Source organism: Exiguobacterium sp. J17977, assembly GCF_018616375.1.
In the GTDB taxonomy this organism is placed as follows: domain Bacteria; phylum Bacillota; class Bacilli; order Exiguobacteriales; family Exiguobacteriaceae; genus Exiguobacterium; species Exiguobacterium mexicanum.
Map to the genome: position 1 here is coordinate 236,748 of NZ_JAEQBB010000004.1, position 23,939 is coordinate 260,686.

General features: G+C 52.5%; 24 protein-coding genes. 3 read left to right on the forward strand and 21 right to left on the reverse strand.

Going from position 1 to position 23,939, the window contains the following annotated elements; all coding sequences use genetic code 11:
* Positions 1-66: 66 nt before the first annotated feature.
* The 21 genes from KNO58_RS09260 to KNO58_RS09360 form a co-directional block, all read right to left on the reverse strand.
* A complete protein-coding gene (locus tag KNO58_RS09260; RefSeq protein ID WP_051627707.1) occupies positions 67-915 on the reverse strand; it encodes a pyruvate, water dikinase regulatory protein in 849 nt (282 codons plus the stop codon).
* Positions 902-1,531, reverse strand: a complete 630-nt coding sequence (ccpN, locus tag KNO58_RS09265; RefSeq protein ID WP_021065695.1) for a transcriptional regulator CcpN — start codon at positions 1,529-1,531, stop codon at positions 902-904. The genes KNO58_RS09260 and ccpN overlap by 14 nt, the downstream gene beginning before the upstream one ends.
* Positions 1,532-1,552: 21 nt before the next feature.
* Positions 1,553-3,607 (reverse strand): glycine--tRNA ligase subunit beta, encoded by a 2,055-nt coding sequence (gene glyS, locus KNO58_RS09270; RefSeq protein WP_214753303.1) that lies wholly within the window; start codon positions 3,605-3,607, stop codon positions 1,553-1,555.
* Positions 3,600-4,493 carry a glycine--tRNA ligase subunit alpha gene (gene glyQ / locus KNO58_RS09275; RefSeq protein WP_370447070.1) on the reverse strand — a complete coding sequence of 298 codons (894 nt, stop codon included), beginning with the start codon at positions 4,491-4,493 and terminating at the stop codon, positions 3,600-3,602. The genes glyS and glyQ overlap by 8 nt, the downstream gene beginning before the upstream one ends.
* Positions 4,494-4,781: 288 nt before the next feature.
* Positions 4,782-5,531: a DNA repair protein RecO gene (gene recO, locus KNO58_RS09280; RefSeq protein ID WP_214753305.1), complete on the reverse strand. Its 750-nt coding sequence runs from the start codon at positions 5,529-5,531 to the stop codon at positions 4,782-4,784.
* A gap of 3 nt (positions 5,532-5,534) precedes the next feature.
* A complete protein-coding gene (gene era, locus KNO58_RS09285; RefSeq protein WP_214753083.1) occupies positions 5,535-6,443 on the reverse strand; it encodes a GTPase Era in 909 nt (302 codons plus the stop codon).
* A 35-nt stretch (positions 6,444-6,478) separates the two neighbouring features.
* Positions 6,479-6,829, reverse strand: a complete 351-nt coding sequence (locus KNO58_RS09290) for a diacylglycerol kinase family protein (RefSeq protein ID WP_214753308.1) — start codon at positions 6,827-6,829, stop codon at positions 6,479-6,481.
* Entirely contained in the window at positions 6,826-7,302 is a 477-nt protein-coding gene (ybeY, locus tag KNO58_RS09295; RefSeq protein ID WP_214753310.1) for an rRNA maturation RNase YbeY, read from the reverse strand. The genes KNO58_RS09290 and ybeY overlap by 4 nt, the downstream gene beginning before the upstream one ends.
* Positions 7,280-9,361 (reverse strand): HD family phosphohydrolase, encoded by a 2,082-nt coding sequence (locus KNO58_RS09300; RefSeq protein ID WP_214753313.1) that lies wholly within the window; start codon positions 9,359-9,361, stop codon positions 7,280-7,282. Before KNO58_RS09300 ends, ybeY begins: the two co-directional genes overlap by 23 nt.
* Positions 9,362-9,379: 18 nt before the next feature.
* Positions 9,380-10,336, reverse strand: a complete 957-nt coding sequence (locus KNO58_RS09305; protein WP_031199860.1) for a PhoH family protein — start codon at positions 10,334-10,336, stop codon at positions 9,380-9,382.
* A gap of 134 nt (positions 10,337-10,470) precedes the next feature.
* Complete coding sequence (locus KNO58_RS09310) at positions 10,471-10,905, reverse strand: hypothetical protein (RefSeq protein WP_214753315.1); 435 nt, start codon at positions 10,903-10,905, stop codon at positions 10,471-10,473.
* 5 nt (positions 10,906-10,910) lie between these two features.
* Positions 10,911-11,891 (reverse strand): flotillin-like protein FloA, encoded by a 981-nt coding sequence (gene floA / locus KNO58_RS09315; protein WP_034778121.1) that lies wholly within the window; start codon positions 11,889-11,891, stop codon positions 10,911-10,913.
* On the reverse strand, positions 11,888-12,400 hold the full coding sequence (locus KNO58_RS09320) for an NfeD family protein (RefSeq protein WP_034778122.1): 513 nt from the start codon (positions 12,398-12,400) through the stop codon (positions 11,888-11,890). Before KNO58_RS09320 ends, floA begins: the two co-directional genes overlap by 4 nt.
* A 136-nt stretch (positions 12,401-12,536) precedes the next feature.
* The gene (locus KNO58_RS09325; RefSeq protein ID WP_021065683.1) at positions 12,537-12,986 is read right to left on the reverse strand and encodes a GatB/YqeY domain-containing protein; all 450 of its coding nucleotides are present in this window, start codon (positions 12,984-12,986) and stop codon (positions 12,537-12,539) included.
* 33 nt (positions 12,987-13,019) lie between these two features.
* Positions 13,020-13,214 (reverse strand): 30S ribosomal protein S21, encoded by a 195-nt coding sequence (gene rpsU / locus KNO58_RS09330; protein ID WP_029334745.1) that lies wholly within the window; start codon positions 13,212-13,214, stop codon positions 13,020-13,022.
* Between the two features lie 77 nt (positions 13,215-13,291).
* Positions 13,292-13,957, reverse strand: a complete 666-nt coding sequence (gene deoC, locus KNO58_RS09335) for a deoxyribose-phosphate aldolase (protein ID WP_029595219.1) — start codon at positions 13,955-13,957, stop codon at positions 13,292-13,294.
* A gap of 91 nt (positions 13,958-14,048) precedes the next feature.
* Entirely contained in the window at positions 14,049-14,936 is an 888-nt protein-coding gene (gene rarD / locus KNO58_RS09340) for an EamA family transporter RarD (protein WP_214753317.1), read from the reverse strand.
* Positions 14,937-15,058: 122 nt separating this feature from the next.
* Positions 15,059-16,216: a bifunctional cystathionine gamma-lyase/homocysteine desulfhydrase gene (locus tag KNO58_RS09345; protein ID WP_214753320.1), complete on the reverse strand. Its 1,158-nt coding sequence runs from the start codon at positions 16,214-16,216 to the stop codon at positions 15,059-15,061.
* On the reverse strand, positions 16,182-17,120 hold the full coding sequence (locus tag KNO58_RS09350; protein WP_214753323.1) for a PLP-dependent cysteine synthase family protein: 939 nt from the start codon (positions 17,118-17,120) through the stop codon (positions 16,182-16,184). Before KNO58_RS09350 ends, KNO58_RS09345 begins: the two co-directional genes overlap by 35 nt.
* Positions 17,121-17,588: an S-ribosylhomocysteine lyase gene (locus tag KNO58_RS09355; protein ID WP_021065678.1), complete on the reverse strand. Its 468-nt coding sequence runs from the start codon at positions 17,586-17,588 to the stop codon at positions 17,121-17,123.
* Positions 17,585-18,229, reverse strand: coding sequence for a class I SAM-dependent methyltransferase (locus tag KNO58_RS09360; protein WP_214753325.1), 645 nt, complete (start codon positions 18,227-18,229; stop codon positions 17,585-17,587). The genes KNO58_RS09355 and KNO58_RS09360 overlap by 4 nt, the downstream gene beginning before the upstream one ends.
* A gap of 339 nt (positions 18,230-18,568) precedes the next feature.
* Here KNO58_RS09360 and KNO58_RS09365 point away from each other — a divergent pair, with 339 nt between their 5' ends.
* From KNO58_RS09365 to KNO58_RS09375, 3 genes are all read left to right on the forward strand, one after another.
* On the forward strand, positions 18,569-22,228 hold the full coding sequence (locus KNO58_RS09365) for a S8 family serine peptidase (RefSeq protein WP_214753328.1): 3,660 nt from the start codon (positions 18,569-18,571) through the stop codon (positions 22,226-22,228).
* Between the two features lie 252 nt (positions 22,229-22,480).
* Positions 22,481-22,888 (forward strand): RrF2 family transcriptional regulator, encoded by a 408-nt coding sequence (locus tag KNO58_RS09370; protein WP_214753330.1) that lies wholly within the window; start codon positions 22,481-22,483, stop codon positions 22,886-22,888.
* Positions 22,889-22,961: 73 nt separating this feature from the next.
* The gene (locus KNO58_RS09375; RefSeq protein ID WP_214753332.1) at positions 22,962-23,864 is read left to right on the forward strand and encodes an NAD(P)/FAD-dependent oxidoreductase; all 903 of its coding nucleotides are present in this window, start codon (positions 22,962-22,964) and stop codon (positions 23,862-23,864) included.
* Positions 23,865-23,939: the final 75 nt, after the last annotated feature.

Below are 23,939 nucleotides of genomic sequence, written 5' to 3' on the forward strand. Positions count from 1 at the left end.
TCCGTTTCAATGTCATGTCAGTACTTTATTATACCGTTATCACCAGTCGATTACTAATCCGAGTGCTCAATCCTCTTTTGATTGATCGAGCATCCGCAAAATGATGCCGGCCGTCTCTTCGACGGCCTTGTTCGTCACATCGATGACTTCACATCCGATTCGCTCGTAAATCCCACGGGCATATTCGAGTTCACGGTTAATCCGCTCAAGTTGGGCGTAATCGGCCTCAGGTTTTAGTCCGAGCGATTTCAGGCGTTCCATCCGAATCGAGATCAATTTGTCAGGTGAGATAATCAAGCCGACACACTTGTCCGGCGGCAGTTCGAACAGTTCCTCTGGCGGCCGTGACTCCGGTACGAGCGGCACGTTCGCGACCTTATAGCGCTTCAGTGCCAAATACTGTGAGAGCGGTGTCTTCGACGTCCGTGAGACGCCGACGAGGACGATGTCCGCCTTTTTCAAACCGCGCGGGTCACGTCCATCATCGTACTTGACCGCGAACTCCATCGCTTCGATTTTACGGAAGTAATCTTCATCCAAACGATAGATGAGTCCCGGTTTTTCACGCGGGCTCTCACCGAGTTGACCGGCGAGCACATCGAGCAAATCCCCGAGCAAGTCGACCGTCTTCACACCGTACTCTTGTCCGAGACGGACGAGCAGCGACCGATGTTCTTCATTGACCAACGTGAAGGCGATGACCGCGCCTTGGGCACGTGCTTGCGTCACGACATCGTGAATCGTCTGTTCATCTTCGACGAACGGGATGCGGAGCGTCTCAATCGCATTCTCATGGAATTGGATGCTCGCGGCCCGGACGACGAGTTCACACGTCTCACCGACTGAATCGCTCACGACAAATACGAGTTGTTTTTGTGTCAGTGTCAAACCAGATTCCTCCTCAGAACGACTCATCGTTAGCGAGCGCAATCAATACTTTCGTCATGTTCGTCTTCGTCATGCGACCGAGCACGATCAGCTTGCCATCCTTCTCTTCGACGACCGGCATGGCATCGATTTGCTTCTCAATCAACTTCATTCCGGCCCGAATCAACGTCTCACCCTTCTCACATACCGTGATGTTCGGCATCCGGGTCATGATGACGTTGACCGGCAATTGGTCGAGATCTTGATTGCCGATGGCAGCCCGAAGCAAATCTTTACGCGATAGGACGCCGACGAGCTCATTGTCTTTCCCGACGACGAACAGCGAGCCGACATCTTCTAAGAACAATGTCACGACAGCGTCATACACTGTCATCTCGTTACTGACGACTTTCGCAGACGACATGAAGTCGCCGACCGTCAGCGAGTCGAGTTTTTCCCGAAGCAAGGATGAGTTTCGTTTGCCGACGAACGTGTAGCCGACACGCGGTCGGGCTTCTAGAATTCCAGTCATCGTCAAGATCGCAAGGTCTGGTCGGAGCGTGGCCCGGGTGAGCGATAACTCTTGGGCAATCTGCTCTCCCGTGATCGGTCCGTTGACCCTTACGATTTCAACGATTTTCTGTTGGCGTTCATTCAGCTGCATAGCCAACCCCCTCAAGTTTGGTCAGAGTACGAGCGCGCTAAAATCGGCGACATGCTCGATCGTCGCAGCGAGTCGCTTCATCTCGCGCAGACGGTTCTCACGAATCGCCTCGACATCGCTCATGACCATTGTATTTTCAAAATAAGCGCTAATCGGATGTTCTAGGGCGCGCAATGATGCGATTGCTTGATGATAGTCGCCCGCCTCGACCGCGCGTTCCGTCTCCGGCAACGTCGTCTCGATGGCAGCGTGGAGTTCTTTCTCCTCCGTATTTTCAAACAATGACGGATCAACGGCCCCGGCCTCGCCTTTCTTGGCGATGTTGACGACGCGTGTCAATTGTTCGATGAGCGTTTTCGCCTCGCTCGTTAGCATGGCTTGAACCGCATCCGCTCTCGCATCGAGTCGGTCGATCGCAAGGCCGGTCGTCAAGACGGCATCAATGACGTCATAACGGACTTGTCGCTCTTGCAGACGATACTTCAAGCGAAGCATGAAGAAGTCCTCGAGTTGCGCCTTGACTTGTTCTTTATCGGCATCGTAAAGTCCTGCCTGAAGTTGCGAATCGACAACTTGTGACAGTAACTTGTCGAGTGGCAAGGCAATCTTCCAATCTGCCAAAATCTGAACGACCCCTTGGGCTTGGCGACGGAGCGCGAACGGATCTTGTGAACCGCTCGGGATCATGCCGATTCCGAAGAAAGCGGCAATCGAATCCAGTTTATCGGCGAGTGCGAGGACGGCACCCGTCGGCGTCGCCGGCGAGGCGTCGCCAGCAAAGCGCGGCATGTAATGCTCACGGATTGCCGCGGCCACTTCCTTGTCTTCACCTTGTTGGAGCGCATACTTCTCTCCCATCACCCCTTGAAGTTCTGTGAACTCGTATACCATTTGGCTGACGAGGTCGAACTTATGGATGGCACCGGCACGTGCCACGTTGGCTGCATCCGCCTTGAACAATGGTGCGAGCGTTCCCGCGAGCTGTTCGACGCGACGGACCTTGTCTCCTGTCGTGCCCAATTTCTCATGGAAGACGATGCGATCGAGACGGACGAGTTGCTCGTCAATCTTCGTCTTTTGGTCTTCCTCATAGAAGAAGACGGCATCTGCCAAACGGGCCCGGATGACCTTCTCGTTCCCCTTAGCGACGTTTTGAAGGTGTTCGGCGTTCCCGTTCCGGACGGTCACGAAATAGTTTTGAAGCGTTTTACCGATATAGACCGGGAAATAGCGCTGATGTTCTTTCATCGTCGTAATCAAGACTTCTTCCGGAAGTTCGAGATAACGGGCCTCGAATTCACCAAATAGCGCAGTCGGCCATTCGACGAGGTTCGTCACTTCTTCGAGCAACGAGGCGTCGAGCGGGACGGTCCAGCCCTGTTCAGAAGCCAACTCCTCGATTTGGCGCTCGATGCGCCCTTTCCGGTCCTCATACGAGGCGACGACGAACTCGCGTTCAAGCGTCTCGGCGTAGGCGGCCGGTTCTGTGATGACGACGTCACCCTTACTCAAGAAACGGTGACCACGTGTCACGTTCCCCGTCTTCACGCCTTCGATTTCGAAATCGATTTGTTCGGCACCGAATAAGGCGACGAGCCAACGAATCGGACGCATATAGCGCAGGCTGCTCGTGCCCCACTTCATGTTTTTCGGGAACGTCATGCCACGGACGACGTCCTCTAGTGCCGGGAGCAACGTGCTCGTCGGTTGACCTGATTCATGACGGTCGGCGAAGACGTACTCGACACCTTTCTCTTCGGCGAAGTACAAGTCGTCGACCGAGAGGCCGCGGCCACGGGCAAAGCCGGCAGCTGCCTTCGACCAGTTTCCTTCAGCGTCTTGGGCGATTTTTTTCGCCGGTCCGCGAAGCGTCTCCGTCAAGTCTTGTTGCTTCTCTTCCACGTCCTTGACGAGAACGGCAAGGCGACGCGGTGTCGAATAAACAGTGATTGCACCGAATTGGACACGGGCTTCCGTCAAGAAGTTCGCGACGCGTTCCGCCAATTGTTTCTCTGAACGGAGGACGTATTGGGCTGGTAATTCTTCAAGTCCGATTTCTAATAAAAGATCACGCATCAAGGGCACCTGCTTTCTGTTGGTTCAAAAGTGGGAAACCGAGGCGTTCCCGCTCTTCAATAAATTTGGCAGCACATGCACGGGACATGTTACGGACGCGTTGAATGAAACCGGTCCGTTCTGTCACCGAGATGGCGCCTTTCGCATCGAGAAGGTTGAACGTATGCGAACACTTAAGGATATAGTCATAAGCCGGGAAGACGAGGTTTTCGTCCAAGGCACGCTTCGCTTCTTTTTCATACGTGTCGAACAACGTGAACAACATGTCGACGTCCGAGAGCTCGAACGTATATTTTGAATGTTCGAATTCCGGCTGATAGAAGATATCGCCATACTTGAATCCGTCTGTCCAGACGAGATCAAATACGCTCTCGACTTCTTGGATGTATGACGCGAGACGTTCGAGACCGTACGTGATCTCGACGGCAATCGGGTCACACTCGATTCCACCGACTTGTTGGAAATACGTGAACTGTGTGATTTCCATTCCGTTCAACCAGACTTCCCAACCGAGTCCGGCCGCACCGAACGTCGGGTTTTCCCAGTTGTCTTCGACGAAACGGATGTCGTGCTCGAGCGGGTTGATGCCAATCAACTCTAAGCTCTCTAGGTAAAGCTCTTGGATGTTGCTTGGTGACGGCTTCATGATGACTTGGAATTGGTGATGCTGATACAGGCGGTTCGGGTTTTCTCCGTACCGGCCATCTGCCGGACGACGTGATGGCTCTGTGTAGCAAACGTTCCATGGCTCGGGTCCGAGACTCCGTAGGAACGTCATCGGGTTCATCGTGCCGGCCCCTTTCTCAACGTCATACGCTTGCATCGTCAAACAGCCTTTCGACGCCCAGAAGTTTTGCAACGTCAAAATAATTTCTTGCACGGTCATGTGCTTCATATGTGACACCTCCAAAAGTATTGAAACGACAAAAAACGCCCCTATGTGCCATGCACATAGGGACGGGATTACCCGCGGTTCCACCCTACTTGCCTCGAGACGAGGCCACTCTTTGGATTGTGGGCGCTCTGGAATTGCCATTCACTTCAACCTGGCGTTCGGCTTCCACCTTCCCGAACTCGCTGCACCCACGGTATAAAAGCTACTTGTTTTCCTTCATTGCGCACGCTATTTCATTTGTCTAATCGTAGATTATGGTATCGAATCTTGTCGAAAAAGTCAATCATCGTTCAAGTACAATCGCTGCATTTGGTCGAGGACCCGCTTCGTCTTCAGCCGCAAACCGCTATAAGAGTCCATATACGCATCAAACAGCTGTCTGAGCAGAATCCGAGTCTCTTTCGTGAGCGGGACGTTACTAAATTCGGAAAGCTCGTGCCGGCTCATCAAATAGAGTAGCTTCGCTAGCCGCTCGCTCATGCGAATCGCCCCTTCTTCTTGGTGCCGGGCGCAAAGAAAACCGCCGGCCGTCACCGAGAAGTACATCGGGTCGGTCACATCGTTGCAACGGATACAACCGGTCAAGACGGGTGCAACCCCGAGCAGGTGCAAAATGCGCAGTTCGAAGTGATGCGTGATCACTTCGGGGTCCATGCCTGCGTTGAGTGCCTGCAAGGCGTCGTTCAAGATGCGATAGAGCGGGCGGTTCGGGACGCGGTCCTCCACCGTCCGGTCGACGAGTTCGAGCCAGTACATGGCGTATGCCATCCGCTCGACGTCTTTTCGAATTTCCGGATAAGACGTGATCACATCCGACGATTTCAATTGGCCGAGGCCGCGACTTGCCGGAAAGATATACACTGCCTCGACGAACGGCTGACTCGACGAATGCAGGCGGCTGCCCGGCTTTTTCGCCCCTCGTGCCATGACGGCGACTTTTCCAAGTTCTTCGGTGAACAAGGTGACGACTTTGTTCGACTCTCCGTAATTGACGGTCCGAATGACGATTCCCGTGACCTTTTGCAACATCGCTTAATACTCGTCGTCGCGGAAACCGAGGTCGCGGAGTTGGCCCATCTTGTTACGCCAATCTTTTTGCACTTTCACCCATAGGTTCAAATACACTTTCGTCCCGAGGAGCGCCTCGATGTCATGGCGCGCCTCTGTCCCGATTTCGCGGAGCATCGCACCTTTTTTGCCGATGACGATTCCTTTTTGAGAATCGCGCTCGACCATGATGACGGCCTCGACATCAATCATTTCCGAGTTTTCCCGTTTTTTGATTGACTCGATGGCGACCGCGATGGAATGCGGCACTTCATCACGCGTCTTATGGAGCACTTTCTCGCGAATCAATTCAGAGATGATGAATCGTTCCGGATGGTCGGTCACTTGGTCGGCCGGGTAATACATCGGTCCTTCCGGAAGCAACTTTTTAATCTCTTTGAGGAGCGGTTCGACGTTGTTGCCTTGAAGCGCCGAAATCGGGACGTACGCCGCGAAATCGAGTTGGTTCGTATACTGCTCGATGACGGCCGGAATCTCGTCCGGATGAATCAAGTCGATTTTGTTCATGACGAGAATGATTGGCGTGTCGAGCCCTTTCAACTTCTCGATGATGAACTCATCGCCGGCGCCGCGCGGTTCTGTGACGTTGACCATGAAGAGGATGGCGTCGACTTCACGGAGTGCGTTCGTCGCGACTTTCATCATGAAATCGCCGAGACGGTGTTTCGGCTTATGAATCCCTGGTGTGTCGATAAAGATGATTTGCGAATCATCCGCCGTATACACACCTTGGACCTTATTGCGCGTCGTCTGCGGCTTGTCTGACATGATGGCAATCTTTTGTCCGATGACCCGATTCAAGAACGTCGATTTTCCGACGTTCGGACGTCCGATGATGGACACAAACCCTGATTTAAAATCTTCTTGATACATAGTGCACCTGCTTTCTAAATTTCCAATACGTTCAATCATATAACGAATTTGTCGATGATATAAGGGCCAAAAATGAATAGTGCCGTGACGGCGGCGCCGACGGCTGCAACGAGGACCGACCCGGCCGCGACGTCTTTCGCTTGTTTTGCGAGCGGTTGGATGTCTGTCGTGACGAGGTCGACCGTGCGTTCGACCGCCGTGTTCATCAGCTCGAGTGCGATGACGAGCACGACCCAGCCGAACAGAATCAAGTTCTCGAGTTTCGTCGTCGGGAGCCACCAGGCAAACACGACGACGAGCAGACTCGATCCGAGGTGAATCAGCATGTTGCGTTCGGTCCGCACGGCGTGCACGATGCCGTGCACGGCGAACCAGAACGGTTTCACACTTCGCCTCGTTTCAGCTCGAAGTGAGCGAGCACTTGTTCTTGGCGGGCCGTCATCTCCGCTTCTTCCTCGGGCGTCATATGGTCGTAGCCGAGCAAGTGGAGGAATCCGTGAATCGCCAAGAAACCGAGTTCCCGTTCGAACGAGTGGCCATAATCGGCCGCCTGTTCCCGACAACGTTCGACCGAGATGAGCAGATCCCCGAGAAGACGGGGCTCATCTTCATCGAGCGTGAAGTCCATCTCGTCCTCACCCATCTCATCGAAGGCGAAACTGATGACGTCTGTCGCCGCATCTTTCCCGCGCCATTCCCGGTTGATGGCTTGAATCTCATCGTTCGTCAAGAACGTGACCGATAGTTCACTCGGTTCTTCGACGTCTTCTTCCATCGCCGCATGGACCAAAATGGATTCAACGAGTTCGATTTGAGCATCCGACAATAAGCCGTGCTCATCGTTCGAAATGATTTGCATGTAAGTCTCCTTCTTTCTTCAGTTCTGGATACTCGATTCGTTCATGGAACAGGCCGGTGAGCGTCTCACACGCGCTTTCCCCGACGCGCCATACTTCTTTCGTCGTCAAATCGCAGTCTTCGAATTGTCCATCTTGTAGTTTATCACGAATGATCGAACTGACGAGCTGGCGAATCCGTTCTGGCGTCGGTTGCTTCTGCGACCGGACCGCCGCTTCGATCGAATCGACGATCATGACGACCGCCGCCTCGCGTGTCTGCGGCTTCGGTCCAGGATAGCGGAATCGCGATTCATTGACGTCACGTGTTTCTTTCGCTTTCACGTAAAAGAACTTCAAGAGCGATGTGCCGTGATGTTGCTCGGCGATATCGATAATCTCTTTTGGCAACTTATAACGACTCAACAGATCGGCCCCGTCATACGGATGGGCCATGATGATGTCGGCCGATTCTTCCGGTGTGAGCCGGTCATGCGGGTTGACGCCGTTCTGCTGATTCTCGATGAAATGGAGCGGACGCTCAGTCTTGCCAAGGTCGTGATAATAACTGGCGACCCTGGCGAGCAATCCATCGGCGCCGATCGCCTCGCAAGCCGATTCGGCCAAGTTGGCGACCATCATACTGTGATGATATGTCCCTGGCGCCTCCATCAGCAACTTGCGCAACAGTGGATGTGTCGGGCTCATCAGCTCGATGAGGCGACCCGACGACAGGACACCGAACCACGGTTCGAGGAACGGCAAGAAACCGAACGTGAGTACGATGGACAACAGCGCGCTCGTAATGGCGAAGCCGGATAAGTAGGCGACCATCTCCCACGTCACTTGCGTGTTGCGCAAGAACAAGAGCGCGAGCACCATGATGATATTGATGATGCCGAGCAATACGCCGGACAAGAATAGCCGTTTGCGCTGAATCTTCGGTTCGACGAGGAAGACGGCCAAGAAACTTCCGGTCGCGAAATAGACGACCGTCATGAAGCTCGTGTTTTGCCCAAAACTCGCCACAATCGACCCGGCAATCATCGTAATCAAAGCCGAGGCGAGCGCGACCCGTTCATCGACGAGGATTCGCAACAAGAGGACGACGAACGCCGTCGGTGCGAGCACGTACGCATACGTCGTGAACTCGATGCCGATATACCCGACACCAAAGAAGATGCCGAGCTGTAACAACAACAATCCATAGACGGTAATCAAGATTTTAGGACGGAGTAACAGTTGTTGGATTTTTGACCGAATCAACATGAACAGAAATCCGATCGTCAACAGTCCGCTCAGTAAGTAAGCCCCGAACAGCGGTGCGAGCGAACGATTCGGATCGATGGCCCCTGTCAATTCGAGCTTGCGGTAGATTTCGCGCGTCACGACCTCGCCTTGGTTGACGAGCAACTGGCCTTCCTGAATGATGACCGGTTCGACCGCATCAACTGCCTGCTGTTCTCTCTCGCGCGTCGCCTCGGAGTCGAACACGTAGTTCGGGACGATCAATTGATCACTCAGGCTATTGGCGATGGCCCGGAACTCTAGTGAGAGCGGCGATTGGTCGACGAGCGTCTCGGCCCGGTCTCTCGCTTCTGAGATGGACTGCGAGCTCGTCTCGATACGGTTGCCCATCACTTCTTGGAGCGCGGTCACGGTGACGTCTTCGACCGTGCGACGCGTGTTCTCGCTCGCCTCGAGCAGAAGGTTCAGTTCATCGTCACCGAGGAATCCGTTCACTTCGGTCGAGTTCAAACGATTTTTGATGTCCGACAGTTCGGTGTCCTCTTCCGTCTCTTCGAACGCCGCGAACAGTTGCTCGACTTTGGCAATCTGTTGATCGGCGAACTCGCGCCGCAACGAGAACTGACTGCCGACGCTGTTGGTCGCATCTTGCCGCAACCGCTCCGTCGCCGTCCGGTCTTCAATCGTGACCGGCGAGCGGATGTCCTGTTCGGCAATCCCGAGCGGTTCGACACTAATAATCGATGGGCGCACCGTAAAGTATAGTATCGCGCCTAAAATGAGAAAAAAGAGGACGGAGATTGTCGCGACCGTCCAATGACGTGCTTGCTGCATCAGTGCCCCCCCTTTTGGTTATGTGAGTTCGGTACTATAGGCGTTAATGATTTTCTTGACGAGCGGATGGCGAACGACGTCGGATGATGTGAAATGTTCAAAATGAATCCCGTCGACGCCTTCAAGCAGATGTAGCGCTTCTTGCAGTCCTGACGCCTTGCCTTTTGGCAAATCGACTTGCGTCAAATCGCCGGTGACGACCATTTTCGAGCCGAATCCGAGCCGCGTCAAAAACATCTTCATCTGTTCTTTCGTCGTGTTCTGCGCCTCGTCTAAAATGACGAACGCATCTTCGAGCGTCCGGCCGCGCATATAGGCGAGCGGTGCGACTTCAATCGTGCCGCGTTCGAGCAACCGGTTCGTCTGTTCGACGCCATAGACGTCAAACAAGGCGTCGTATAACGGACGTAAGTATGGATCGACTTTCTCTTTCAAATCCCCTGGCAAGAAGCCCAAATTCTCACCCGCCTCGACCGCCGGACGCGTCAAAATGATGCGTTTGACTTGCCCTTCTTTCAGCGCACGTGCTGCCAAGACGACGGCCAAGTATGTCTTTCCGGTCCCCGCCGGTCCGATTCCGAACACGAGGTCACGCTTTTCGATGGCCCGGACGTATCGGCTCTGCCCGACCGTCTTCGCCCGAATCGGTTTCCCTTTGTTCGTCGTGAAGACGACCCGCTCATAATGCTCGAGCAATTCGTCGCCTTTACCGACTTTGATGTGTTGAATCACACTGATGGCATCGCTCTCGTTCAAGCGAGCCCCTTTTTTAACGAGTTGTTGCAACGTCTTGATGACGGCCTTCGTCAATTCGAGCGTATCGGCTGTATCGGCCTGAATGATCAATTCTTCTCCACGAGGAGTGAGTGCGACCGCGAGTTCTGCTTCGATGGCTTGAAATACTTCGTCCTTCGGTCCGAGGAGCGCCTGCGCTTCGTTCGCATGTTCCATGACGAACGGAATTTTATCAGTCATAATCAATGGTTGTTTCTCCTCCCCATCAGTAGATTGTTCCTTCTTTACTTTAGCACTATCAAGCCGTTCGTGAAAGAAAGACCGCCCATTCTTCCAACAAAAAGAAGCAGTGACACGGAGTCACTGCCTCAGGTTTACCGACGGCGTTTCGACACCGGCGGTTGCAAAATTTCACTCCATACGACCGCTTGTCGAACTTGCTTCATCGACATGCGCGGCTGTGGCCGTGACTCGGTCACCTCGGTAATCGGTGGAATCTTGACCGACTGTTCGAACTGGGCACTCACGTGCGGCAGTTCTTCACGTCGACGCGGTGCATGTCGGTCTGTCGTTTCGGCTGGTGCGGCGACACGGCGACGCAGTTTCTGAGGAGCCGGTTTGTCTTGATTGTTACGCGGCTCGTCGAACGTCGCCTCGACTTCTTTCATCATGTCACCGACCGTATCGAGATACCGCTTCAAATCCGTGCTCGGCGGCCGTTCTCCAGTAGATGATGATTTCTCCATCCGCTTCATGACCGCCGAGGCGATCCCGAAGGCGGCGAGGAGTAGTACCCATAATCCATCCATTCCGGTCACTCTTTGTCAGATTCGACAGGGTGACCGATGGCTTTGCGCATTTCCGTATCGGCTTGGACGTTCAAGTAGTTGACGTAGTCCATGACACCGAGTTTGCCGTGACGCAGGGCATCGGCCATCGCGAGCGGAACTTCCGCCTCGGCCGCGACGACTTTGGCGCGCATCTCTTCGACCGACGATTTCATCTCTTGCTCACGGGCAATCGCCATCGCGCGGCGTTCTTCCGCTTTCGCTTGCGCAATTTTCTTATCAGCTTCGGCTTGGTCGGTCTGGAGGACCGCCCCAATGTTTTTACCGATATCAATGTCGGCGATATCGATGGATAGGATCTCAAACGCGGTCCCTGAATCAAGACCTTTCGTCAATACGGTACGTGAAATCATATCCGGGTTCTCTAAGACGTGTTTATGGTTGTGCTGTGAACCGATCGTCGAGACGACCCCTTCACCGACACGGGCGATAATCGTCTCTTCTCCGGCACCCCCGACAAGACGGTCGATGTTGGCACGGACCGTGATGCGGGCTTTCGCCTTCACTTCAATCCCGTCCATGGCCACACCGGCGATGAACGGCGTTTCGATGACTTTCGGGTTGACGGACATTTGAACCGCCTCTAACACGTTACGGCCGGCAAGGTCGATTGCGGCGGCACGTTCAAACGATAATTCGATATCGGCACGGTGGGCCGCAATCAAGGCGTTGACGACACGGTCGACGTTACCGCCGGCCAAGAAGTGACTCTCGAGCTGGTTCGTGTTCAAGCCGATGCCGGCTTTAACCGCTTTGATGAGCGGGTTGACGATTTTCGACGGGACGACGCGACGGAGTCGCATCCCGATCAATGTGAAGATCGAGACGTGGACGCCAGCGGCGAACGAGCTGATCCACAGCCCGACCGGTACGAACGTGAAGAATACGGCGAGCGCAATCAATCCTCCACCTGAGATGAGTAACGTGGTCAATAGTTCTGGTGTCATTCTGTTACATCCTCCTTCGGCTCTATAAAGCTGCGGACGACAACGCGTCCTGAATCGACTTTATACACCTGAATTTTAGTTTGCGAATCGAGATAGCTACCTTCTGTCACGACATCAATCCGTTCTCCGTCAATCTCAGCGGTACCCGCCGGGCGAAGCGGCGTCAACGTGACCCCGACTTTCCCGAGCAACCGTTTGCGGTCATCGTGAGACAGATATCCTTTGTCTGATGACGTCGAATCGGTCAAAATCAAGCCTTTATACATGAGCGAACGATTGGATTGCAGGCGGCGATATGCCCAAAACCCGAGTCCAGCGACGATGGCCGTGGCCAACCCAAGTGACAACCATAGTTGCCCGATGGTGGCACCCGCCATAATCAAACTGGCGACGACCGCACCAATCCCAAGCACGCCGAACAATCCAAAACCGGCAACGAACACTTCAATTCCTAGAAGGACGATTCCGACAAAAAACACCGTCAGAATCACTCCGAGACCAAATGTCATCGTATTGCTACCCCCTTCCGAGTTACAAAGCTACCTCTTATCTCTAGTGTATACGAAACAAGTTCGCTTTTGGTTTCGGAATACGCAAAAAAAGACAGAAACTTTTGGTTTGACCCAAAAATCTCTGTCTCTCTCATTAATTCGTCAATTGTTGTTTGACAATGCGGTTCACAAGACCACCGTCTGCCTTGCCTTTAACTTGAGGCATGACGACGCCCATCACCTTACCCATATCCGACGGGCCGGTAGCATTCGTTTGAGCAATAGCTGCTTTCACGATCGCCGTGACTTCATCTTCAGAAAGTTGTTCAGGCATATAGGCCTCTAGTACGACAATCTCGTCAGCTACTTTAGAAGCAAGGTCTTCACGACCAGCGCTTTCGAATTCTCGGAGGGAGTCTCTGCGCTGTTTCATCTCTCGGTTGAGCACCGTGAGTTCCTCTTCCTCAGTTAGATCTTGTCGACCAAATTTGATGGCCTCATTTTGGAGCGACGCTTTGACCATCCGGATCGTCGTAAGACGATCTTTCTGTTTCGCGCGCATGGCTTGCTTCATGTCGTCCGTCAAGCGTTCTTGAAGACTCATGAGCTAACACCCTCTCTACAAATGAAACTGAAATTAGAATTTCTTACGCTTACGCGCAGCTTCTGATTTCAATTTACGTTTTACGCTTGGCTTTTCGTAGTGACGACGTTTGCGAACTTCGGCAAGAGTGCCATCTTTCGAAACACCGCGTTTGAAACGACGAAGAGCGTCTTCAAGCGATTCGTTTTTACGGACACGAGTTTCCACTAGTTTTCCCTCCCTCCGAATTACACGACTAAGGAAACGTGTTTCACACGTCATAACATATTATAGTGAAAGTAAGACGTGCGGTCAACTACTAGTTATTAATAGTCGCTGTCTGAACGTCCGCCTGTGACGATGGCGATTCCAGCTGATGCGCCGATGCGCGTCGCGCCAGCATCGATCATCGCTTGTGCGCCTTCGAAATCACGTACGCCGCCCGAAGCTTTAACGCCGAGATCTGGTCCGACCGTCTCACGCATGAGGCGGATGTCTTCTACGGTCGCGCCGCCTGTCGAGAAGCCTGTCGACGTTTTCACGAAGTCTGCGCCTGCTTTGACTGAAAGCTCAGCCGCTTTTTTGATTTCTTCTTTTGTAAGGAGGCACGTCTCGAAGATGACTTTGACGAGCGTCCCGTTCGCGGCTTCGACGACAGCACGGATATCGCGCTCGACGAGGTCGAAGTCGCCGTCTTTCATGGCGCCGATGTTGATGACCATATCGATTTCGTCTGCACCGTTTGCAATCGCGTCTTTTGTTTCGAACGCTTTCACTTCTGGCGTGTTGGCTCCGAGCGGGAAGCCGATGACCGTACATACTTTGACGTCATCATCTGATTTGAGTTGTTCCGCCGCGTACTTCACCCAAGTCGGGTTGACACAGACGCTAGCGAATTTATATTCGAGCGCCTCGGCACATAGTTTCGTGACTTGATCTTTCGTTGTTTCGGCCTTCAAGGCTGTGTGGTCGATATAGCGTGCTAATTCCATCGTATAATTCCTCCTCTGATGTATCGGTCTGACATATAGGTCTGACATCTAACATATTATCATGTTTTCTTGAAATGTAACAGCTTTCAATTTAGACGAGTTGACGACGTTTTCGCGTCTGCACCCAACTATTCCAACTAAAGAAGAAAATGGCAATCCATATACATGTGAACGCAAAAATGTGATAGCCCGTGAACGGTTCATTATAGAGGATGACCCCGATCGCGAGACTGAGCGTCGGTGCGATGAATTGAAGAAACCCGACGAGCGTGAACGGGATATGTTGCGCCCCGTACCCGAACAAAAGGAGCGGCAACGCCGTCATCACGCCTGTCCCGACCAAGGCCACCCAAATGACCGGTTCGGTCGTCATCGTCAATCCACCCTGCGACGTCTGCCAACCCAAGAATATGATGGCGACCGGCACGACCGCGAGCGTCTCGATGCCGAGGCTGACCGTCGAGGCGAGCGGACGGCGTTTCTTCACCATCCCATAAAACCCGAACGTACTGGCCAGGATGAACGCGATCCACGGGAACGACCCATACCCGAACGTCAAGACGAGCACGCCGATTGCTGCCACGATCACCGCCAGCCATTGCACTCGATTTAATGATTCCCGAAAAACAAGCACACCTAACACCATGCTCACGAGCGGATTGATGTAATAGCCGAGTGACGCTTCGATGATATAACCGTGATTGACCGCCCATATGTAGACGAACCAGTTGGCACTGACGATGAAACCGTTCAACATGAAGGCGTTCCGCGTCGCCCGGTGCCGGAGCGCATAGTTGAACTCGGTCCACTGCTTCGTCCATCTCAAGACGAGTAAGATGAAGAGGAACGACCAGACGATGCGATGGGCCAAGATTTGACCGCTCGGTATTTCCTGCAAAAACTTCCAATAAATAGGTAGGACGCCCCACATGACGTAGGCCCCGACCGTCGGCATGACGCCTTTGTTCACTCTGTTCACCCGCTCTCATTATCAATTATCGTCAGTGTAGTCGATGCGATTAGGACATTCAAGCGAATTCTTTCGCCTTCGGCACGACAAAAGAGGTGCGCTCGCGAGCGCACCTCGAATCACTATGCAGCTTAGTTCGGAATCGTCGCCACGGCCGCGAGCGCCTGTTCCAAATCTTCAATCAAATCTTGGACATCTTCGAGGCCGACCGAGATGCGGACAAGTCCGTCCGTAATCCCGAGCTCGAGACGTCGTTCCGCCGGGATAGACGCATGCGTCATCCGGGCCGGGACGCTAATCAAGCTCTCGACCGCGCCGAGACTCTCGGCGAGCGTGAAGTACTTCGTCTTCGCGACGACGAGTTCCGCCGCCTCGGCTGAACCGACGTCGAAGGCGATCATGCCACCGAAGCCGCGTGCCTGCGACAAGTGCACCCGCTTCGCTTCTTCGCTGCCGACGCTCGGATGCAGGACACGGCTGACGGCTTCATGCTTCGTCAAATAGTCGACGAGGGCGAGCGCGTTCGCTTCAATCTCTTCCATGCGGACCGCGAGCGTCTTAATGCCACGGACGACGAGGAAGCTGTCTTGTGGACCGAGTACCGCACCGACTGAGTTTTGCAGAAACGCCAAGCGCTCCCCGAGTTCTTCCGTGCGGGCGACGACGAGACCGGCGACGACGTCGCTATGGCCGCCTAAATATTTCGTGGCGCTATGAAGCACGTAGTCCGCCCCGAGTTCGATCGGGTTTTGGAAATACGGAGTCATGAACGTGTTGTCGACGACGAACAGGACGTCCGTCTCGTCGGCGATGGCGCGGATGAGGCGCATATCGGTCACGTTCAACAACGGGTTCGTCGGCGTCTCGACGTAAATCATTTTCGTGTTCGGCTGGAGCGCTTCGCGGACCGCTTGCGTATCGGCCGTATCGACAAAAGTTGCCTCCAAGCCAAGTGATTGAAATACTCGATTGAATACACGGTACGTTCCCCCATATACGTCAGAACCGACGATGACGTGGTCCCCTGATTTCATTAACATTAAAATCGTCGAGATGGCTGCCATCCCAGAACCGAACGCAAATCCGCTGGCACCGCCCTCGATATCGGCGATGAGCGTCTCAAGTGCCGTCCGTGTCGGGTTGGCCGTCCGCGAATATTCATACCCTTCACGGAGGTTGCCGATGCCGTCCTGCTTATACGTGCTCGTCTGATAAATCGGTGGTGTGACGGCTCCTGTCAACGGGTCCGTCGTTTTACCGCCGTGAATGAGTGCTGTTTTTGTACGCATATTCTGCCTCCTTGACTATTCCTTGACTTAAATAACGTTCAACGCTGTCCGGTAAAATCGTCACGATGACCCCTTCCGTCATCTTGGCCGCTTCTTGCACGCATGCCGCGATGGCCGCGCCGGACGAACTTCCGACGAGCAAGCCTTCTTGCTTGGCCAGATGCGCGACGTAATAGAACGCTTCTTCGTCTGTAATCGTATAAATCCCGTCGACGAGGTCGCGCGGCAAGAACGCCGGCCACGACTCGACACCGATGCCTTCGGTCTTGTGGGGGCCAGGAGCGCCGCCATTTAAAATCGACCCTTCCGGCTCGACGACGATCGTCTTCGTCCCGTTCGGCCGCAACTTACTGGCGACACCCGTGAACGTACCGCCTGAACCGGCACCGGCGACGAACACATCGATGTGCGGGAGGTCGGCCTGAAGCTCGAGCGCGAGCGTGTCGACGTACGCGTCCGGATTGTCCGGATTCGAGAACTGTTCCGGCACATAGGCATCATGTTCGATGGCGAGCTCTTTTGCTCGAGCGATGGCGCCTTTCATCCCGAGCTCCGTCGGCGTATTAACGACGGTCGCCCCGAGGAGCCTCATGAGCGCTTGCTTCTCTTGACTGAACTTCTCCGGGGTAACGGTCAATAATGTGATGCCGTGACGCTGACAGGCGAGCGCGAGCCCGATTCCGGTATTCCCGGCCGTCGGTTCGACGACCGTTCCCCCTCGTTCGAGTTGTCCCCGTTCAAGCGCCCGTTCAATCAATTGCAGACCGAGCCGGTCCTTGACGCTTCCGCCCGGGTTCATCATCTCGAGCTTGCCGTATACTTTGACACCCGGAGGCACCGGTAACGTCCGTAATTCGAGAAGAGGCGTCTCCCCAATCAATTCATAGACGCTTTGGACAATCATTTACGCTTCGTCCTTGAAGATGATGTGCCACTCGTCACGCTTAGCGAGCATGTCGGCCGCGAGCTTTTTCGCGCCCTCAAAATCATGATGGTTCGCGCTTCCGCATTGAATCGGGTTTTGCGCCGGTAACTCCGTCGCATTTGCTGCGTCGCGAAGTGTCGCTTCGACGAGGTCGAGCATCGCTTCGTAATCGCCATCGTTCAGCATCGTCCAATAGAAGCCTGTCTGGCAACCCATCGGCGAGACGTCGATGATTTGATTCGAGTGGCTGCGGCTGTTCTCGGCAATCAAGTGCTCGAGCGAATGGACGGCGCGCATCGGCATGAGCCCTTCGTTCGGTTGAATGAAACGAATATCATATTTATAAATCGTATCGGCCGTCCCTTTCTTCACTCCGGCTAAACGGACGTAAGGCGCTTGTACTTTTGTATGGTCTAAATTAAAACTTTCGACTTTATAACTTTTCATGATTGCGTTCCTCCTGTTTGTTTTGTGGCCACAACGAGCCAGACGAATTTATTTTTTTGCGTAAGAGTGACCGTATAACCGTTCGCTTCGAGCATCGCTTGAATCGTCTGCGTATACGGATAAAACTCTCGATTCAAATCTTCAAGTAAATCGGTATAGCCGTTCGCTTCGGCCCAATCCAAGATGTCCCGTTTCGCCGCTTGCGAGGCGAACATCGTATCGAGCAAGACGAAGCGCGGGGCGTCGAGATTTTCGACATAACTGCGAATCGCCATCCGCTTCTCGTCATCCGTCAAATGATGGAACGCATAAGACGACACAATCGTATCGACGGATTTGTCCGTCGGATAGTTCATAAAGTCACCGTCGACGATATCAAGATGCAACTTTTCAGCCGCGATGGCCCGCATCTCCGGTGACGGTTCAACCGAAATCAATTCGTGCCTCTCCAAGATTTTTGCGCTCAAGTTCCCTGTCCCGCTCCCGAATTCCATGACCCGGCCTTCTAATTGATCGACGACGTCATTGAGCATCGTCTCGTATCCAGCGAACACTTCCCGATACTGTTCGTCATGTCCCGTCACGGTCGCATCATATTCTGACGCCCATTCTTTAAAAATGTCCATGAATTGTAATCCCATGCTGTCACCTCATTATCTTTATTCCGACTATATCGATAAGTTTTATATGATTTATCTACTACAGACTTTATCAACTTCCGGACAAAATCTCAAGTGAATTGCCCATTTAGTTCACAAAGAGATTGATTTTGTATCTTATTCCAATCAAAACATCAAGAAATGAGAAAAGACCTATCCACATGCTGACATGGATAGGTCAAAAGTAATTGTCAGAATCTTTTAATTTGTTCAAATTCATTACCCTATCGTTTAAAAAATAAGGAGAATTTCAGGTTAATATCCGCTATCATTTTCCACAAATGGATTTATTTTTTCAAAAAACGATTGGAGGATACTAAATTGCCACAACCGAAATTTTATTTGAACGTCTCCCTCGCGACTTGCCTCGCGTTGACGCCCGGCCTACTCGGCCTCGGCGCAGAACCTGTCCTAGCCAAGCCATCTGTCAAACAAAGCGTGAGCTCGACCGACAAACATGAGAAACTACGCGTCGTCGTCGAACTCGTCGGTGCACCGGCCATCGAGCAAGCCAAGAAAAAAGGTAAAAAATTCAACGAGTTGACGAAAACGGAGAAAGACGGTGCTCAAAAGCTCGTCAAAGCCGAACAGAAGAAAGCGAAAGCCGCCATCTCGAAAAAGGGCGTCAAAGCCGTTACGCTCGAAGAGTTCACGACCGTCTTCAACGGTTTTAGTACGATGCTTACAGCGACCGACGTCAAAAAGGTCGAGGCGTTGCCTGAAGTCGCAAGCGTACACGTCGTCAACGAGTACGAACGTCCAGAAGTCAAACCGGATATGGTCACGAGTAATGGCATGGTCCAAGCACAGCAGACATGGGGCGATTACGGGTTCACGGGTGAAGGGACGATTGTCGCTGTCATCGATACGGGCGTCGACGCCGACCACCGCGATTTCCGTCTCACAGATGACTCAAAAGCCGAATTGTCTCAAACAGAAGTGGAGACGGCTGTCAGCACGTTCGGCATGCCTGGAGCTTACATAAACGAGAAAGTTCCTTACGCCTATAACTATTACGACGAGAACGATGATATCCGTGACGATTCACCTGGCGCCTCGATGCACGGGATGCACGTCTCGGGTACGGTCGCCGCCAACGGCGATGAAGCGGCCGGTGGCTTGAAAGGTGTCGCTCCTGAGGCGCAAGTGCTCGGGCTCAAAGTATTCAGTAACGATCCGAACTACGCGTCGACATACGGCGATATCTACATCAAAGCGATCGATGACGCCATCAAACTCGGTGCGGACGTCATCAACATGAGTCTCGGCTCAACAGCCGGATTCGTCGACGCGGACTCACCGGAACAACAAGCCGTCCAACGCGCCGTCGATAACGGTGTCTTCATGTCCATCTCGGCTGGAAACTCGGCCTACTTCGGAAACGGGTATGACCTGCCGTACGCCGATAACCCGGACACGGGCGTCGTCGGTGCCCCGAGTGTCAGCTCGGCATCGACATCTGTCGCTTCGCTCGAGAACGATCAAATCCAATTGGACGCGTTCTCGGTCAAGTCAGGTGACGCCACTGACAAAATCGGTTGGAAAAAACAGGACGGTCCTGCTTTCACACAAGGCAACTATGACCTCGTCTATGTCGGCGACGGCCAACCGAGCCAATACGTCGGAAAAGACGTCAAAGGAAAAATCGTCCTCGCGGTCCGCGACGGCAGTTACTTCTATTCAAACATTCAACAGACAGCCGAAGCGAACGGTGCGGCTGGCGTCATCGTCCGCGGAGCCGTCGGCCACGGTGATTATGTGAGCATGGCGCTCTCGAACCCGAAAATCCCAATGGCCTCGCTCAGCATCAAAGACGGGAATACGTTGCAACAACGTCTCCTCGCTGGTGAACAGATGACAATCGGCTTTGCCGGCGATCGCCTCAGCGTTGTCAACGGCGCGGCCGGCCAGCTCTCGAACTTCACGTCGTGGGGCATGACGCCAAACCTTGACTTCAAGCCAGAGATTTCAGCACCAGGCGGGCAAATCTTCTCGACGTTGAACGATAACCAGTACGGTTTGATGAGCGGTACATCGATGGCCGCCCCACACGTGGCCGGCGGAGCCGCCCTCGTCCTCGAGCGCGTCGACCGCGACTTCAATTTGACAGGCACGGCACGCGTGACGATGGCGAAGAACTTGCTCATCAACACGTCGAAAGCGGTCAAGGATATCGGACCGCTCAACAAACAGTTACAACAGAACCTCCCGTACACGCCGCGTCGTGGTGGAGCTGGCCTCATGCAATTGCACGCTGCCGTCTCGACACCGGCGATCGCGTACGAGAAGAAGACGAAAGAAGCGAAAGTCGCGCTCAAAGAATTGAACCGCAGCAAGGCGACGTTCACGCTTGTCGTCGAGAACTTGTCGGACAAGGCCGTATCGTATAACGTGTCTTCGTCACTCCAAACCGACCTCGCTATCGAGAAGACGGCCGGACTCGTTCAGAACGCGATGGAAGCCCAAGCGCTCGAGAATGCAAAAGTGACGGTCAACGGGAAGCAAGTCAGTACGGTCAAAGTAAAACCGAACGCGAAAGTAGAGCTCAAAGTTGCACTCGACGTCTCGAAAGCGCAAGTGCTCAACCCGAAAACGCTCGAAGGTCTCGTACCGGCGAAAGACGTCTTCGAGAACGGTTACTTCGTCGATGGATTCGTCCGTTTGACGGACGTCAATGGTGCTGAGGGCAACCCGTCACTCGTCGTACCGTTCGTCGGTTTCGAAGGCGACTGGGGCAAGGCGCCAATCTTCGACGCCTCAATCTATGAAGACGGCTCGTTCTATGAAGTGTCAGGTATGGTCGATCAAACAGGGAACTACCTCGGTTCGAACCTCGACAAATCGGTCTCTGCCGACGCGATCGCCTTCTCGCCAGACAAAGATGGCTCAAAAGATGTTGCCGTACCGGTGTTCTCGTTACTCCGTAACGCCAAGGACGTCAAATATCGCATCGTCGACGAGGCCGGCAATGTCGTCCGGACGTTGTTCCAAGACGAAGCGCTTCGCAAGAACTACTTCGACGGCGGTGCCAACACACCTTATTACTACTCGGCCGCCTACACTTGGGATGGCCAGTTGAACGGCAAACCAGCCCCGGCCGGCAAATACTTCTATGAAATCGAAGGCAGCATCGATTACATGAAGAAACAAGCTCAGACACTACGCTTCCCGGTCAAAGTCGATTACACGGACCCGACGTTCACGACGAAATGGCAAGGCGACAGCTTGGCGGTCCAAGCGAAAGATGATTTCTCAGGAATCCATTCGGTCGAATATTTCTTGAACGGTAAATCCGTCGCCAAGCAAGCGGACGGCAAAGCCTATACGTTCACAGGCGTAAGTGAGGCCGACCAAGTCAGCGTTCGCGTCGTCGATCACGCCGGTAACAGCACGACGAAGACGGTCGCTTACTCGACAGACGCGGATAAGCCAGGCGTGTTCGTGAACGCCCCGCTCGCTTTGACGCCATACGCGACAGCGGTCGTCCCGGTCGCTGGAACGATTCAAGACGCGTCTGCCATCCAGTCGTTCCAAGTTGACGGTGTTGACGTACCGCTCACATGGGACGAAACGAAGAAAGAACACGTCTTTAACACGACGCGGACGTTCGCGGACGGTGTCCATAAGTTACGGTTCGTCGCCGAGGATGCGGCCGGCAACGTCGCCAACTTCCAACGTGCGATTTTCGTGGATACGACACCAGCCAGCATCGAGCTTGGAAAATTACCGAAAAAGATCGGTAAACAACAAACATCGGTCGACGTCGCGGTGACGGTGAAAGACAACTTCGACGAAGTGAAACTCGTCGTCAACGGTGACTTGAAATTCAGCCAAGCGCTGAAAGCACCGTATGAGATGCGTTCATTCACGAAAACACAGACGGTCACACTTCCTGTGACGTCGGGTGAGAACACGTTCACGTTCGAGGCGACCGACCTCGCCGGCAACGTGACGACGAAGACGATCACACTCGTCAAATAATGAATCTGACAGGCTCGCGCCCATATCGCGAGCCTGTTTTTAATTTGATGAAAAAACAGCTCTCATGTTTTTGAGAACCTGTGTTCGAGGTGGCGCCACGTCATGTCTGGTTTTGAATTTTCAAGCTACATTTGCGTACGTAATCACATCAAGATTCGATTATTAAGATGGAGTAAAAAAGAGTATTAAACTTGCATTATTCTACTGGAGTAGATATTGTGGACATATTAAGTCTGTAATTAAGGTGATGACATGAAACTATCAAAAGCAACAAATTACGCACTCCATACGATGCTATTTTTAGCGGTAACCTCGCCTCATGAACATGTTGGCGTCGCTAAATTAGCAGAAAAGCAACATGTATCCCCAACCTACTTATCAAAAATTTTAACGAAACTAGTTAAGTCAGGCATGGTAATCTCTGTTTCAGGTGCAAATGGGGGGTATAAATTAATTCAGGGCTGGGAAAAAATTTCATTGCTTGATGTAATAAAAGCAATCGAAGGGTTGTCATCTATGTCTGACAATTGTTTGAATCATAATCCCAACTGCCTGATCCAGAAGGCCATCGAATCCGCAGAAAACAAATTTTTAAATGAATTAAATCAAACTCATATGGGAGACTTAGCGAACCAAATCGGAGAAACATCACTCATTTAAATATGTGCTGTTTCTCGATAAAATTAAAGATATTAACACTCTTTAATGACTCTAATTGAACGGAGGAACTCAGATGAATCACTATGATTGCATCGTGATCGGTGGTGGACCTGCGGGTTTAGCTGCGACACTAACATTAGGAAGAGCACGGCGAAACGTCGCAGTATTTGATAATGGAACAAATCGAAATCGTGTTACTCATGCGTCTCACGGGTTTTTAACAAGAGATGGCATCAAACCACATGAATTTAAAGCGATAGGTTTTAGGGAGTTACAAGCATATCCTTCCGTTTCTATATTCAATAACACCATCAAAGAAATAAAAAAAGATTCCGAGACTGGTTTGTACGTAGTCTATACGGATGAACGTCAATATCAAACAGAAAATATCTTGCTTGCTACAGGTGTCCAAGAAAAGTTCTCTCTACCGCAAATACGAGATTATTACGGAAAAAGCTTGTTTAGTTGCCCGTACTGTGACGGTTGGGAGCTGCGCGATTTACCGTTAGCAGTGATTGCAGAAAATGAAGCGCACGCTCATCACCTAGCAAAGCTCGTCTTTAATTGGTCGAAGAATTTAATCGTATTTACTAACGGTGTCGAAGTATCAGCAGACATAGAAAGTGATTTGATGCGCAACAATATCGGTATATATACCGCACGAATCAAACATTTACACGGTAACGATGGGATGTTAGAAAGGATTGAATTAGAGACAGGTGAATATATTACAAGAAAAGGTGGATTCGTTGTTCCAACCTTCTACCGTCCTAACCGTTTTTCGGAACAATTACTATGTAAAACAGATGAACATCACGTCATAATTACAGACGGAGTCGGCCGCACATCGGAAAAAGGTATTTATACTGCTGGAGAAACAGAAAAATTAAATCCATCCTCATTATTAATTGCAGCAGCTGAGGGGAACCGAGTGGCTACAACCATCAATTTGGATTTAACATTAGACAGATTCTAATCGTCACGATTCAATCATCAATCTCCGAGAGCAACTTTTATTCTCTCAATTGAGCGAGATTACAGATTCCAAAGC

Coding starts and splice junctions, on each gene's coding strand:
- KNO58_RS09260 (WP_051627707.1), bottom strand. CDS start 915: ATGAGTCGTTCTGAGGAGGAATCTGGTTTGACACTGACACAAAAACAA.
- ccpN (WP_021065695.1), bottom strand. CDS start 1,531: ATGCAGCTGAATGAACGCCAACAGAAAATCGTTGAAATCGTAAGGGTC.
- glyS (WP_214753303.1), bottom strand. CDS start 3,607: ATGCGTGATCTTTTATTAGAAATCGGACTTGAAGAATTACCAGCCCAA.
- glyQ (WP_370447070.1), bottom strand. CDS start 4,493: ATGACCGTGCAAGAAATTATTTTGACGTTGCAAAACTTCTGGGCGTCG.
- recO (WP_214753305.1), bottom strand. CDS start 5,531: ATGTTGCAAAAGGTCACGGGAATCGTCATTCGGACCGTCAATTACGGA.
- era (WP_214753083.1), bottom strand. CDS start 6,443: ATGTATCAAGAAGATTTTAAATCAGGGTTTGTGTCCATCATCGGACGT.
- ybeY (WP_214753310.1), bottom strand. CDS start 7,302: ATGCAAATCATTTCGAACGATGAGCACGGCTTATTGTCGGATGCTCAA.
- KNO58_RS09300 (WP_214753313.1), bottom strand. CDS start 9,361: ATGCAGCAAGCACGTCATTGGACGGTCGCGACAATCTCCGTCCTCTTT.
- KNO58_RS09305 (WP_031199860.1), bottom strand. CDS start 10,336: ATGACTGATAAAATTCCGTTCGTCATGGAACATGCGAACGAAGCGCAG.
- KNO58_RS09310 (WP_214753315.1), bottom strand. CDS start 10,905: ATGGATGGATTATGGGTACTACTCCTCGCCGCCTTCGGGATCGCCTCG.
- floA (WP_034778121.1), bottom strand. CDS start 11,891: ATGACACCAGAACTATTGACCACGTTACTCATCTCAGGTGGAGGATTG.
- KNO58_RS09320 (WP_034778122.1), bottom strand. CDS start 12,400: ATGACATTTGGTCTCGGAGTGATTCTGACGGTGTTTTTTGTCGGAATC.
- KNO58_RS09325 (WP_021065683.1), bottom strand. CDS start 12,986: ATGAGTCTTCAAGAACGCTTGACGGACGACATGAAGCAAGCCATGCGC.
- deoC (WP_029595219.1), bottom strand. CDS start 13,957: ATGGAATTAGCACGCTATATCGACCACACAGCCTTGAAGGCCGAAACA.
- KNO58_RS09345 (WP_214753320.1), bottom strand. CDS start 16,216: ATGCGTACAAAAACAGCACTCATTCACGGCGGTAAAACGACGGACCCG.
- KNO58_RS09350 (WP_214753323.1), bottom strand. CDS start 17,120: ATGATTGTCCAAAGCGTCTATGAATTGATTGGGGAGACGCCTCTTCTC.
- KNO58_RS09355 (WP_021065678.1), bottom strand. CDS start 17,588: ATGAAAAGTTATAAAGTCGAAAGTTTTAATTTAGACCATACAAAAGTA.
- KNO58_RS09360 (WP_214753325.1), bottom strand. CDS start 18,229: ATGGGATTACAATTCATGGACATTTTTAAAGAATGGGCGTCAGAATAT.
- KNO58_RS09370 (WP_214753330.1), top strand. CDS start 22,481: ATGAAACTATCAAAAGCAACAAATTACGCACTCCATACGATGCTATTT.
- KNO58_RS09375 (WP_214753332.1), top strand. CDS start 22,962: ATGAATCACTATGATTGCATCGTGATCGGTGGTGGACCTGCGGGTTTA.